We start from the raw sequence: 13,844 nt of genomic DNA on the forward strand, positions 1-13,844 counted from the left end.
ATACTGGTCGGCCCACTAGGCTACCCGAACATCGGCGCAACGGCTACAAAAACCGGAGACGAAGGCCGGCGAAGAATGGGGGCGATCGACGCCGTTTGGCATCACTCCGGGTCCGATAGGACCCATCGCGAAGCCGGCGCTCGGCCGGATGGTCGCTCGCGCCCTCGAGCGTGCTCTGTCGCCAGAGCTCCTCCACCTCGAGAGGATCGACCCGATTCGACCCGTTCAGCCGCCATCGTTCACCCACTGGTCAAGACGACACTCTCCTTACACGTCGGGTAATGACGACCATACTGATCGGATCGGGAATCGCCTCGGATCCACTCGAGCGAACGAAACCGTTCGACCCCGCGTACTGTACCCGCGGCTGGACGGATCGACGGCGGACGCTCGGCTGCGGAGACCGGCGATGATCCGTCGGGACTTCCTCGTCGGTGCCGCGGCGCTGATCGGGATGGCAGGCATCTCCAGTCGGATGACTCCGGTGATGGCGGCCCAGGAGTCGACGGACGGTGAGGACGACTCGGACGAAGCGATTCTCGATATCACCGACCACGAACTCGTCGTCGACGACGAGGCGTCCGTCACCTACCTCGCGGTGACGGTCGAAAACGTCGGTGACGTCGCGTCGGGCTGGATCACCCTCGAGACCGACTGGTACGATTCCCGCGGCGACTACCTCGACACCGACCTCGCGCACCTCGGGATGCTCAGCGCCGGAAAGACCTGGCAGGCCCGTGTCTACTACGACGGTTCGGACGCGACCTCGGTCACCGACTTCACGGTCGACGGCCGGGTCGACCCCGACCCGCTGACCGTTCCCGGAGGGCTCGAGGTTATCGAGAGCGACGTGGAGATCGATGGCGACGACGTCGTCGTTACGGGTCGGTTCGGCAACGACACCGGCGAAACGCAGCCGAACGTCGACGTGATCGCGCTGCTCTTCGACGACGAGGGCGTCGTCCTTGGCGACGGGTGGGTGAACGAAACGGACGTGCCGAACGGCGAGACGCGCTCGTTCGAGTGCGTCTGGGACGGTCGGGATCGGGCGGACGACGTGGCCGATCACACGGCGATCGTGACGAGTTCAGCCTTCTAGCGGTTCTGAACCGACGTCCATTCGAACGCGCCGAGGGACGTTTCGGACCGAACATTCACGATAGTATAACTATAAGTTAGCACGCATGAACCCGAACGCCCTCATCTATTCCGGAGTGATCACGATCGCGATACCGGTGTCGTACCTCATGCTGGCGTTGCCGCCCTCGTTGCTGTTAGTCGCGGTGCTCGGCGTCCTTCTCATCGGCAGCGGTCTGGTTTTACGAGTCCGCGAGCGGGAACGGGGTCGCGAGGAGAGGAGACGCACCCAGCAGAACGTCACGTGTGAGCACTGTCGTTCGCTCGAGAAGCGGGGCCGTGAGAGTTGTCGCTTCTGTGGCGAGGCGCTGTAAGTACCCGTGAGATCGTGATCTCACGTCCCGCACCGAACCGACGGTCTCCGAGTTCGCGCCCGATCGCCGACCGAATCAGGAACGTCCCCCTCAGTAGACGTACTCGTCGGCCATCTCCGCGGGCGTGATCACCTCGAGGTCGCCCGCCGACGCGTGTTCCTCGAGGGAGGCGAGCGTCTCGTCGAGCGCCTCGAGTGCGGTCGGATCGTCGAGTTGGTGAAATGCGATGGTCGTGATCCCGCCCCACTCCACCGTCCAGTCGAGCAGTTCCGTCGCCTCCTCCGGGGACGAAGCGGTGGCTCTCGAACAGAGGTGCGGATTACCCGCGTAGCCCTGGGATCGAGAGCGGCCCGCGAACGCGAGGTCGTAGTGCTCTTTGACGAGTTCGTACGATTCCTCGGTGTACCGGGAGGCGGGAAACGCGAAGAAGCGGGCACCATCTTCGTAGCCTTCGCCGGAGAGCCAGTCGATCGGATCGACGATGACGTCTTCTAACCGGTCCGAATCGACGTTTCCGAGTGGCATGCCGGTAGCCGGCTGCGCACCGATCGTCCAGTTCGCGGCGGCGAGTTCGTCGAGTTGGTCGCGCGTGAGCCGGTCGCCCTCGACGGCGGGATCGGACCGGAGTCGGCCGGTCGGTACGAACGCGGTTGCCGGGAAGTCGTACTCCTCGAGGCGCGACAGCGCCTCCGTGTAGTGGGTCTCGTAGCCGCCGTGGAACTGGAGCATCACTTTACCCGGATCGATATTGGGGACGAAGTGGAAGTCGTCGACCCACTGTTGGCCCTCGGCGTCGTCGCCGAACCAGCGGATGATCTGCAGGACGACGACCTTGCTCAGGTCCGGCTCCCCTCGCACGCGGGTAATGCCGAAGTTGGTGCGAGTCAGCGGCATATCGCCCTGAATCTGCTGGCTGTACTCGACGTAGTGGGCGTCTTCGTCCTGGAGTTGGATCCGCACTACTCCCTGGTCCGTATCGGTGGCCGTGGCGATCCCGGGTGCGACGTCTCGGACGTCGATGGGTTCGTCCAGTTCGCGACGGATGCGGACCTGCCCGTCCGATTCCGTCGACGACGTGAGGAGCGCCGACTGCGAGCCGTCGTAGGAGCGACTCGCGTCCGCTTGCAGCGAGCCGATGTCCTGCCACGTCCACCACTCGTCGAGATCCTCGAAGTCGTCGAACGTCCCGACCAGTTCCGGATAGTCGTCCTCGTCGGAGTCGTCGGCGTCGTCAGAATCGCTGGCGGTACCGCCGGTCGACTCGTCGCTATCGCTCGAGTGCTCGTCGTTCGTGTCTGATTCCCCTGGTCCGCCGAGCTCCGTACACCCGCCGAGGGCAATCGCGACTCCCGTTGCAAGATAGGTTCGTCGATCCATCGAAACATCGAAACTACACCCTGAACTGATGGATTGTTATGCTCTCGGTATCACGAGCGCAGCCGTCTATACTGCGACGATAATTCGAGGTGATCGGCGACCGTGATCGGCACGTCCGCCGCAGAACCGATCCTCCGACTTCGACGATGGCCAGTCGGTCGCCGTTGGGAAGTCCAGCGATCGGCGCAGTCTCGATTCGTCGCATCGTCTCGTTCACTTGGTCAGAATGCCAGGAATGCTACACCTACCGCTCCCCGAGTATCGCGTTTCGATAAAAAGACGATCGGCGGAAGTGTGGCTTCCTCAGAGTTTGGAGACGTCGATGTCGAAGGTCCCGTCGTCGTTCTCCTCGATCGCGCCCTTCTCTCGCAGTTCGTCGTAGCTCTCGTCGGTCACGAGGAGGCGTTCGGAGACCGTTTCACAGTCCTCGTCGGACTGTTGTTCGCGGGTCGTATCCTCGGTCTCGCTCTGTGAGGTCCGCGTATCGCGGTCGCGGTCGCTGTCGTTCCGGGTCGTCTCGCGCGTGTCGAGGTCGCTATCGCTTTCGCTCAGATCGCGTTCGCTCTCGTTCGCGCTCTCACTTTCGCTCTCGCTCAGGTCCCGGTCGCTCGAGTCGGACGCGCTGTCGCGTTCGCTCTCACTGTCGCTCGCGGACTCGGACTGGAGCCGTTCGTCGGTGCCGGTATCGCTCTCGCTGTCGGCCTCGAGTTCGGACTCGCTGTCCTCGCTGCGGTCGCGCTCGCTTTCGTCGAGTTCGTCGGTGTACGTGCTGCCGTCGCGCTCGCTCTCGCTGCTCGAACTGCCGCGCTCGCTGTCGCTCGACTCGCTCGAGTCGCGCGCGCTCTCGCTGTCGGCGGCGTCGAGTTCGCTCTCGGCGTTGTCGTTGGCGGTCTCGCTGACGCTGCGGTCGCTCTCGTCGCTGCTGCTCGAGGCGCTCTCGCGATCGCTGTCGCTGTCGTTGCTTTCGCGTTCGCTCTCGTCGCTGCTATTCTCGGAGCCCTGATCGCTCGATTCGCTGCGCTCCGCGTCGCTCTCGCTGCTCGCTTCACCGTCGCGTTCGCTTTCGGTGTTGCTGTCGTCGCTCTCGCTACTGTCGCGCTCGCTCTCGTCGGAAGCGCTCTCTTCGGCGTCGCTCTCGCTCTCGCTGAGATCGCGTTCGACCTCTTCGCGGTCGATCTCGTCGCGGGCAGTGCGGTCGCCGACGTTCTCGCTCTCGACGCGGTCGAAGCTCTCGCGGTCGGAATCGCCGTCGAAGCTGTCCCGTTCGTCGGACTCGGAGTTCTCGTCGCTCTCGTCGCTCTCGCTGCTCTCGCTCTCGCTTTCGCCGCGTTCGCTCTCGTCGCGGTCGGAGTCGTGTTCCGACCGTTCGCTGTCGCTGCTGTCGCGCTCGCTCTCGTCGCGGTCGCTCGAGTCGGACGCGCTGTCGCGTTCGCTTTCGGCGGAGTCGCTCGAGTCGGACTCGCTCTCGTCGAGATCGGTCCGATCGTTGTCGACGTCGCTCTCGCTGGCGTCGCGCTCGCTCTCGCTCGAGTCGCTGTCGCTCGAACTGGCCTCGTCGTCGCGTTCGCTCGAGTCGCTCTCGGTTTCGTCGTACGTGCTGTCGTTGTCGTTGCGTTCGCTCTCGCTTTGGGTACTGTCGCTCTCGCTTTCGCTGTCGGACGCGTCGCTCGAGTCACGTTCGCTCTCGCGGTCGTCCTGGGTGTTCTCGATGTCTCTGTCGTCGACCTCGCTCTCCGACCGGTCGGTGTCGCTTTCGTCGACGGTGCTCGCGTCGCGCTCGCTGTAGCTATCGCGCTGTTCGTCCCGGTCGTTCACCTCCGAATCGACCCGGTCGCTGTCGCTCGCGCTCTCACTCGCGCTGTCGCGGTCACTGCGTTCGCTCTCCGAGAGATCGCTGTCGCTCGCGCTCGCACTCGCGCTATCGCTTTCACTCAGGTCGCGCTCGCTATCGCTCTCGCTGTGATCGAGGTTCCCGCGCTCCCGATCACTCTCGCTCTCGCTATCTCGTTCGTCGAGGTCGTTTTCGTACGCGATAACCTCGTCCGTCTGTTCGCTCACATCACATCGCTCGTCGTCCAGGGTGTAGACGACAACGTGATCATCGGGGCCGACGACGCCACCCGCACCGATCGCACCGGCCAACACGATGAGGGCGATGGCTGTGATTATGCCAAATTCGTGTATCATTTCCTGTTCGTAGCCTCATCTGGGTAGACTGCTCTCTCGGGCAGCTTACCCCATTCTCCGCCCGGTGCGCTCAAGAACGGGCGACGAAATCTGGGGAAGAAACGGGACGGTTCTCGCTATTTGACGGCGATCGGCGCCCGTTTTTGGAGCAGTTGTCGTCCCCGCGATTGGCTCCAAACCACTTTATAATAGACCGCGCGTCGGGCGCCGACGTAGACCGAGATCGACGGTGAGCGAAGAATCGGGAATCATCGTCTCCGTTTTTCGTCTCCCGTTGATGTCCGTTCGAGCAGTGACTCTTCGTATCGAACAGCGATGACGAAAACATGCCCCTACTGCAGTACTTCGGTAGCCGAAGACGAGTACGTAACGCACCTCGAGCGCGCGCACAGTGACGAACTCCACGGACTCGACCGACGGCTCGTCGACGAGCGCAAGCGAGCGTCCGCGCCGCGAAATTTCAAACCGTACGTGCTCGGCATCGCCGTTCTCGTCCTGTTCGCCGTCGCGTACCTGGCAATTTTCGTGACGCCCGCGCCGGTGGCGAACGCCGCCGTCCAACAACCTGCGACGGATGCACAGACACACATTCACGGCGATATCGTCGTCCAGTACGACGACACGGTCGTCGACTTCGACGACGTCCAGTACATCGAGCAGGACGGCTGCTTCCACTTCCACGCCCACGACAACGCCGAGATGTGGCACGTCCACTGCGAGAACGTGACCCTCGAGTACGCGATGATGACGCTCGGAATGGACGTCTCGGAGGACACCCTCGTCGTCGACGGCGAGCGGTTCACGACCGACGACGACGGAACGACCGTCTCCGTCACCGTCGACGGCGAACCGGTCGATCCGGAACAGTACGTGCTCCAGGACGGTGACGACGTTCGAATCGTCGTCGAAACCGACGAATAGTCTCCGTTCCGGCGACCCTAACAGGGGCGAACGCGAGACGGAATCGTCACGGCTGACGAACGGAGTACGTTACAAATATCGGTAACGAAAAAACGCGAGCCGGCGGTTTTGCGAGTTCGAACGACTGTTCCCGAATAAATTATCACCAAAATAATGTAACGATAGTCACACGTTTATGAACTGTGAGAGCCTTCTATTCACTGACTATGGTAGACATTCACACACGCCTTGCCGACCCGTTCTTCAACGACGTGGTTGCTACCGTCACCGACGGCGTCGTTTTACTGGATAGTGACGGGACGATCGTTTTTGCGAATCCGCACGTTACTGAACTTCTGGGATACGAATCCGAAGCGTTGCTCGAACAGCCGATCGCGACTCTCTTTCCGAACCGTGGGTCTGCCCCACTGGAGACGATTCGCAAACAGGCGGCGTCGAGCACCGACCAGCGTCCTCGTGGCGTCGAGTGCTCGCTCGTCCACGAGTCCGGCGAGAAGATTCCGGTCGCTCTCACCGCCGCAGAAGTCGACGACGAGCGGAACCAGTATCTCGCCGTGACGTTTCAGGTCACTGGTAACCGCACAACGGGCGACCGAACGCCACAGCAGACCGATTCCCGTACCGCGACGAAAATCGAGATCGACGGCCGTCCGTCCGTCTTCGAAATCGCCCACGATGACTTCGAACAGGAGGTCTACGAGGCACAACTCGAGGCGCTCTCCGACGCGAGTCGGAAACTGTACACCGCCAGTACGAAAACGGCTGTCGCACAGATTTCCGTGGAGCTCGTCCAGACGATTCTCGGTCGGTCGTACGCGGCGGTGTGGCTGTGCGAGCGGGACGAGGAGGTGCTCGAACCTGCGGCCGCGAGTAGTCCGGTCGTCTCGTCGGCGACTGACGACAGTGCCGTGACCGCCATCGCACCGATTCGCTCGGGCACGATCGAGATGGAGATCTTCCGGGACGGCGACGAGCAGCTCATCGACGGCTACCACGAGATCGATCGGCCGGCACATCCCGAAATCGGGCTCGAGAAACGACTCGTCGTCCCGCTCGGGGAGTACGGTCTGTTGACTGTCGGGTCGACCGGCGACGATACGATCGACGATTCGCTCCGAAACCTCGTCGACACCCTTGCGTCGACGATCCTGGCTGCGTTCGATCGCCTCGCCGCCGAAGCGGCGATTCGACACCGCTCGGCGGCGATGGAATCTTCGATGGACGGAATCGGGATCTCCGACGACCGTGGTGTATTTCGCTACGTAAACCGTGCACTCGCCGACCTGCACGGCTACGACGACCCCGCGGAACTCGTCGGCACGTCGTGGCAAGTCCTGTTTCCGGACGGCGAAGTCGAGCGCCTCGAACGGGAGGTTATGCCGGTCGTTCTGGAGGAGGGGTCCTGGCGCGGTGAAGCCCTCGGCGAGCGTGCGGACGGCTCGCAGTTCCATCAGGAACACTCGCTCACGCTCCTCGAGGACGGGATCGTCTGCGTTACCCGCGACGTTACCGAGCGGAAATCGTGGGAACAACAACTCGAGGGGCTCAACGAGATCGCCCGCGAGCTGATGAGCGGGGAGACGCGCGACGAAATCGGCCAGATCGGCGTCGAGGCGGTCGAGAACGTCCTCGACTTCGAGATCGCGTGCGTTCGACTCTTCGACCGGGACGCGAACCGCCTCAGGTGCGTCGCCCTGACCGAGGGGGGACAAACACTTCTCGAGACCCGCGCCGCCTACGACCTGGAGGGAACGCTCGCCGGACGCGCGTTCCGAAACGACGAGACGCTGGTCAACGTGATTCCGGAGACCGACCTGTCCGAACCTGCATCGGTTTTCGAGAACTCGAGCCTCCACGTTCCGATCGGTTCCTACGGTGTGCTCAGCGTTCTCGTCCGGGACGACGAAGCCTTCGACGGCAGCGACGTCCACCTCACGGAGATGCTGGCGATGGCCATCGGTGCGGCGCTCGCGCGGGCCGATCGAACGCGCCTGCTCCGGACACAGGAACGGGAACTGCGCCAGCAGCACGACCAACTCGAGACGCTGAACCGAATCAACGCCGTCAACAACGAGATCAGTACCGGTCTGATAGCGGCGACGACCCGCGAGGAACTCGATCGAACGATCTGTGAACACCTGGTGGAGTCGGATTTCTACCGGAGCGCCTGGATCGGTCGAATCGAAGGGAGCGGAGATCGGATCGGGATGGCCATCGGTGTCGGCATCGAAGACAGCTACCTCGACGCGGTCACGAAAACACCGCTCTCGAGAATCGCCGGCGGGACCGTCGAACGAGCGATCGAAACCGCGGAGATGCAGGTCGTCCGCCAGTACCACGTCACGGACATCAACGGGACGGGCGAGTCCGACGAGGACGTGGAGGCGATCGCGGCGATTCCACTCATGTACGGCGAGCGCACGGTCGGCGTCCTCGTCGTCAACAGCGTCCGCGACGATGTCTTCTGTGAGGACGCGATCGCCGGATTCGAATCGCTCGGCAAGATCGTCGGCTTCGCGAAGAACGCGATCAAAAGCCGGGAACTGCTCCTCTCGGATTCGATCGTCGAACTCGAGTTCATCCTGTCTGATCCCAGCGTGTTCTACGTGCAGGTGTCGGCGGAACTCGACTGCCGCTGCGAGTTCCAGCGCGCGGTCCCCATCGAGAACGGCCGGATCATCACCTACGACGTGATCTCCGGTGCCGAGCCCGCCGACGTTCTCGAGGTCGCGGAGGACACACCCAACATCGAACGCGCTCGCGTGGTCTCGAAACAGGACGGGAGATTCGTCCTCCAGACGGTTACGTCGCGGTCGATGGTTCGGTTCGGACTCGAGATGGGGACGACGGTCCGCTCCGCAGTGGCGGAAAACGGTGAGGGGACGGTTATCGTCGAAGCGCCGCAAACGGCGGACGTCCGCGAGATCGTCACGGCGTTCCAGCGCGAGTTCGACTCGCTCGAACTCGTCGCGAAGCGCGACCGCGAACACCCGGTGACGACCGCGGACACGTTCCGCGAGTCGGTCGCGAACCGGCTCACGGAAAAGCAACGCGCAGCGCTCGAGTCGGCGTACTTCGCCGGCTACTACGACTGGCCGCGGAAGATCACCGCGGAGGAACTCGCCGACTCCCTCGGCGTCTCCTCGTCGACGCTCCACCAGCACCTTCGGCGGGGCAACTGGTGTCTGTTATCTACGTTCTTCGAGGACTCGGCGTAACCGATCGACACGCGCTCGAGCGGGACATGTCCCTGATTCCTTCGTATTCGAAACAGATCCGAAACCGTCGCTAGACGCCCCCGAAGCATTAAGACGGTATCTCGCGACAGGGATGTCTACGATTCCATGCTATCGTCGAGCACTTCCCGGACTCTCGGTGTTTCCGTGTTCAGGCGCCGGTCCAGTGCGGTGAATCCGCGACGAGGACAGACCACGAAATCACCTCCTTTTGGATCGCTACAGTTCGACGCGATTCGATCCCTTGACTCTCTCGCCAGGGACATCGGTGAGACGTCGAACGCAACCGAACTACTGCTACCGGTTGCGAAGTCGATGAAATGATTCACAAGTTCCTCAAGACGCTCTCAGAGAAAGGGGCCCTCAGGACACTGTCGATCGCGCACAGGTTCGTGAGACGCCGGCTAATAAAACATCTGACCATTGGGTTCGTTCCGCTCCCGGTCGTCTACTATTACTACGAACTCCGGTCGAGAGTGTTTCCCACGGTAAGCGACGCAAATCCCCTCAATCTCGTCATGGTCGATCCCAACGAAATACGGTACTACGACACCGAGAACCACGCTCCCGGCGAAATCGTCGAAGAAGATTGGGAACTGCTCGAGATGAATCAACGGACGTTCTACAGGTCGTTCTACAGACACTTCGAGCGCGGCATCGACTGGGAGCAGACGGAACTGTATCGGACCTACTCCGATGCGCTACAGGGAGATTCCGTTCCATACCACCGGTGTAAGACGGCGGACGAACTTCGCGCGTATTTCGATCATATCGACGAGCTGTACGACAAAATACACGAGGAAGGATTCAAATCACAGCAGGAACTCTTCAGAGAAGAGAAAAAAAGCGCGATCGAACACTGTTACGACACGGTTCACCCAGCGCTGAACGAGGTGGGTGTGAGCGTGTACAAGAACGGCGAACTCTCGAAGACGTCCTACGGGAGGCATCGACTGGTCATCGCGCAACTCGCTGGAATCGAAGAGATACCGGTGATGATCCGCGGACGACACGTCGAGTGGCAAGACCTGAGAGACGAACTTCGGAAGACGAACTTCTCGCCTAATCGGAGCGACGTGATCGAACGGTACGCCGATCACCCCGACCTCCGTAATCTCTTCTGACGAACACCTAATCTCGTCGCTGTCGAACAAAAATACCGTATTCGTCACAGCCGTCGCCCCGTCCTATCGATCAGAGACCTCGTTCCGACGGTGGACCTTTGGCCCACGTTCTGCCCGTGAACCGCCGGTGTACGAGTGTCCTGTGGTCGGGTCAACCGCGTTCCACCGCGGGGTCGAACAGATCACAGACGGCCTCGCACCGTCCTGTGTTCGGTGGTCGAAGGTACGTCTCACGCACCGCTCGTCGTTCTTCGGCGAACTCGTCGTGGTCGAGTGCTTCCTCGATTCCCTGCAACAGCCCGTCAAACGTCGTTGCGATCGGTCCGGGCGTAACGGACTCGTAGTCGAGGTAGAATCCTCTGTGCGAACGGTACTCGTCCAGATCGAACGGATAGAAGACGATCGGATTGTCTACCAGCAGATAATCAAAGTAGATCGAGGAGTAGTCGGTGATCAGCACATCGACGTGTTTCAATAGCGGGTAGATATCGGTTCCCTCTGGCACCAGACTGAGGCGGTGTCGCTCTGCTCCATCCAGATCGAACGGTTCTGCCGGATGTGGTTTGAAAAGGAGGTGTGCATCGATCTCGGTCATCTGTCGCTCGAGTTCGGCCAGTTCCAACTGGTCGACGACGTTCCCGTCCGTTTCCCAGTGCTTGGTCGGGGCGTACAACAGTACTGTCTCGTCAACACAGCGCCGTCGGAGATCATCGTCGTCCTCCACGTTCGGTCCGGGATCAGACTCGGCTGGCGATTCAGTCAAGACGTCGTTTCGGGGATAGCCGGTCACCAAAATCCGATTCGGGTCCATTCGAAACGCAGACGAGAACGGCTCGATCATCGCGTCGCTCGTTACGGTGACGTAGTCGAACCGGTCGATGAGATTCTGCTTGATGATGGTCTTTCCCTTCGCCAGGACTCCGCGAAATTCGCTGTAATCGTAGTCCCAGCCGATCCGCTTCAGCGCGACGCCGTGCCAGAGAACCACCGTCGTCGCACCGCCGGAACACCACCTGTTTACGTCGGGCATCCCGTGGGTCACGAACGCGTACTGCGAACGAAGGTTCAACCACATTCCCCAAAGGGAATCGGTTCGATACGCCTCGTACCCCATCTCCTGTAGACGCCTGACGGTGTCGTCGTTCCTCGAGAGCCAAACCGCTCTGAGATGTCCGCGGTGAGCGTTCGCGTACAGGTAGAGATACTTCGAGTTGTCGACGAACCGCTGGCCACCGTCCGCTCCGAATACCCAGACGGTATCCGTTCGCGGGACGACCAACGAGACTACGAAGAGTACCGCACGAAGTGCGTATCGAACGATCGGAGAGAGAACGGGGACCATCCTGTAATAGAGGGCGGGGTTATCCCCATCGCTCCCGCGCCAGTTCGAGATCTGCCGGCGTGTCGATCTCTATCCACGGCTTCTGGACCGAGACGTGTTCGACTGCCGTCCTGTCGAACAGATCGTCGAACGCACTTTCGTACCACTCGTTGACGTCATCGTGTTCGATGAAGCGGTGGATACGCTCGAACAGCGACGGCGCGTCCTCGGCGCTAAATTTCGAGACACCGGTGTACTCGGCGTCGGCTTCGTCCAGGTGCTTGCCAATCTCCTCGACGTACCCGTTTTCGAGTGCGACCTTCATCTCCTCGTCCCCGAGTTCCTTTTCGGTATCGGTGAGGAGAGCACTACCGTCTTTCTGCTGCAGTTTCCCCAGACTCTGGCTCGGAACGAGCGTATCCGAGTTTATGAGAGTGAAACCGCCGGCAGCGTACTCTCTCGCCAGCCACAGCGAGTAGATGTTGTTGGTCGACGCGAACCGGTCACTGTGGACGAACTCGAACTCCAGTCCGGAGTTCGCTCGTGGCTCACAGTGATTCCGGATCTGCTCGCTCTCGAATCCCGTGACTACGATCACCTCCTCGTACCCGTTCTTTTCGAGCGAATCGAGGATGTGATCCAGGATCGGCCGACCGCTCACTTCGAGGAGCGTCTTGGGCGTTCCGTTGGTGAGCGGTTGGAGTCGTGTTCCCTGTCCGGCCGCGAGGATGACTGCTCGACGGTGGCTGACCATAGCCTTCCCACACCGATGGGGTTATTATACCCGTGCCAACGCGAACTGACCAGTTAGCGACTACTACTGTCGATAACAGGACGATTCACGCTTTCACGTACGGCGGTTTGGGACGGGTTCCGGTCCGGGACTGCTCGAGCCACTCAAGGACGGCGCCGACGGCCCGGGCGAGTTTGGTCAGGTAATCGAGCGCGTAGAGTCCGACGGCCGTCTGCAGATTCGGATTCGTCGCGTCGCTGAGTCGGGCGTAAAAGCGCCCCGGTCGCGGCGGCAGAAACTTTCGAGGGGAAAGCGGGTGACTGCGTTCTGCCCGGTCGACCCGTTCGGGGGTGTACGTTCGCTTCTGCATCGCGCCGCGACCGATGCGGATCTGTTTTCGTAGCCACGCCGATAGCGTCGTCCGAGTCGGGTGATACATGGTGATACCGGGCTCGAAGTGCTGATCGAATCCGGCCGCGTGGACGCGCTTTCCAAACTCGCCGTCACCCTGTGAGGTGAACCGTGGATCGAAGAGTCCCACCTCCTCGAACACCTCTCGTCGGACGGCCAGACAGGCGGTCACGGTAAAGTTACGCTCCTCGAGAAAGAACTCGACCGGGAATCCCCCGAGCGTTCGGTCGTAGAGCGCAGTGAGCGATTCCGGACCGTCCACGTAGGTTTCGATCTCGCTTCCCATGTAGTCCCAGCCATGTTCACGAAATGACGCGACGACTGACTCGGCCCACGTCTCGTCGACGGTCATATCGGCGTCGACGAACGCGATTATCTGTCCGCGAGCGTGCCGAACGCCCTCGTTGCGCGCAGCGTACGAACTCTGGATTTCGTCTTCGACCAGGAGGCTCACGAGTTCGGGATAGCGCTCGCGGTACGTTCGGACCACGTCGCGGGTTCCGTCGTCGGATCCGTTGTCGACGACCAGGACTTCGTAGTCGGAGGCGGAACGGGTCTGGTCCGTAAGCGACTGTAGCGTCGTTTCGATCCCCGCGGGATCGTTGTAGACCGGGACGACGACGGACAGCGGCAGCCGTCGGTCCAGTAGGCCGGTCTTCCCCGTTGACAGTCGCGATCGCGCGAAGAGTTGTCGTACGTGTCGTAGCATCTTTTCACCCTCTGTTCGGCGGTAGCGACGGGTCTAACGCCAACCAGGTACCTAATAGTTAGGTGCCCGGGAATCGGCTCGAGGGCGGTTTCGAACGGTTCCAGCCCCAACACGGGCCGGATTCTGCTGTCGCGGTCATCGCTCGATTCGTCGACCGCTCGTGCGGCGACGCAGTCAGGTACCCCATCGTCTTCAGGGTACGTTCATCGATCGAGGGCAGGTTACGAAGCGACTCAGACGAAGTCGTTACGACGTCTCCACTCGATTCGCCGGTTCGAGCGGAGTGGCGCGGACGAGAGATCGACGGCTAGGTTTATTCCCTCTCATCTGGTGGAACACCCGGAACGACGCGTGCGATCGAATAGCAGACACTC

The 13,844-nt window shown here is 61.5% G+C and carries 11 protein-coding genes; 6 read left to right on the forward strand and 5 right to left on the reverse strand.

All coding sequences use genetic code 11. The features are described 5' to 3' along the window. The first annotated feature begins 281 nt into the window (after positions 1–281). The 3 genes from CV102_RS27000 (at position 282) to CV102_RS10110 (ending at position 1,451) form a co-directional block, all read left to right on the forward strand. Positions 282–413, forward strand: a complete 132-nt coding sequence (locus CV102_RS27000; protein ID WP_267903119.1) for a hypothetical protein — start codon at positions 282–284, stop codon at positions 411–413. Then, positions 410–1,099, forward strand: coding sequence for an FxLYD domain-containing protein (locus CV102_RS10105; RefSeq protein WP_187432922.1), 690 nt, complete (start codon positions 410–412; stop codon positions 1,097–1,099). Before CV102_RS27000 ends, CV102_RS10105 begins: the two co-directional genes overlap by 4 nt. Positions 1,100–1,184: 85 nt before the next feature. Further along, on the forward strand, positions 1,185–1,451 hold the full coding sequence (locus CV102_RS10110; protein WP_148857875.1) for a hypothetical protein: 267 nt from the start codon (positions 1,185–1,187) through the stop codon (positions 1,449–1,451). A 90-nt stretch (positions 1,452–1,541) separates the two neighbouring features. Here CV102_RS10110 and CV102_RS10115 read toward each other — a convergent pair whose 3' ends face one another. Both CV102_RS10115 and CV102_RS10120 read right to left on the reverse strand, forming a co-directional pair. Then, complete coding sequence (locus tag CV102_RS10115) at positions 1,542–2,828, reverse strand: polysaccharide deacetylase family protein (RefSeq protein ID WP_148857876.1); 1,287 nt, start codon at positions 2,826–2,828, stop codon at positions 1,542–1,544. Positions 2,829–3,131: 303 nt separating this feature from the next. Beyond that, positions 3,132–5,015, reverse strand: a complete 1,884-nt coding sequence (locus CV102_RS10120) for a hypothetical protein (RefSeq protein WP_148857877.1) — start codon at positions 5,013–5,015, stop codon at positions 3,132–3,134. A gap of 315 nt (positions 5,016–5,330) precedes the next feature. Here CV102_RS10120 and CV102_RS10125 point away from each other — a divergent pair, with 315 nt between their 5' ends. The 3 genes from CV102_RS10125 to CV102_RS10135 all read left to right on the forward strand — a co-directional run bounded on the left by CV102_RS10125 (position 5,331) and on the right by CV102_RS10135 (position 10,296). Further along, entirely contained in the window at positions 5,331–5,936 is a 606-nt protein-coding gene (locus CV102_RS10125) for a hypothetical protein (RefSeq protein ID WP_148857878.1), read from the forward strand. Between the two features lie 206 nt (positions 5,937–6,142). Continuing rightward, on the forward strand, positions 6,143–9,154 hold the full coding sequence (locus CV102_RS10130; protein ID WP_148857879.1) for a bacterio-opsin activator domain-containing protein: 3,012 nt from the start codon (positions 6,143–6,145) through the stop codon (positions 9,152–9,154). Between the two features lie 536 nt (positions 9,155–9,690). Next, positions 9,691–10,296, forward strand: a complete 606-nt coding sequence (locus tag CV102_RS10135) for a hypothetical protein (protein WP_148857880.1) — start codon at positions 9,691–9,693, stop codon at positions 10,294–10,296. A 151-nt stretch (positions 10,297–10,447) separates the two neighbouring features. Here the strand turns inward: CV102_RS10135 and CV102_RS10140 are convergent, their stop codons facing one another. The 3 genes from CV102_RS10140 to CV102_RS10150 all read right to left on the reverse strand — a co-directional run bounded on the left by CV102_RS10140 (position 10,448) and on the right by CV102_RS10150 (position 13,470). Beyond that, positions 10,448–11,575: a CDP-glycerol glycerophosphotransferase family protein gene (locus CV102_RS10140; protein WP_187432923.1), complete on the reverse strand. Its 1,128-nt coding sequence runs from the start codon at positions 11,573–11,575 to the stop codon at positions 10,448–10,450. 82 nt (positions 11,576–11,657) lie between these two features. Then, complete coding sequence (locus CV102_RS10145; RefSeq protein WP_187432924.1) at positions 11,658–12,371, reverse strand: phosphocholine cytidylyltransferase family protein; 714 nt, start codon at positions 12,369–12,371, stop codon at positions 11,658–11,660. Between the two features lie 85 nt (positions 12,372–12,456). Further along, positions 12,457–13,470 (reverse strand): glycosyltransferase, encoded by a 1,014-nt coding sequence (locus tag CV102_RS10150; protein ID WP_148857882.1) that lies wholly within the window; start codon positions 13,468–13,470, stop codon positions 12,457–12,459. Positions 13,471–13,844 lie beyond the last annotated feature (374 nt).

The sequence above is a fragment of the Natronococcus pandeyae genome (assembly GCF_008122205.1).
Classification (GTDB): Archaea; Halobacteriota; Halobacteria; order Halobacteriales; family Natrialbaceae; genus Natronococcus; species Natronococcus pandeyae.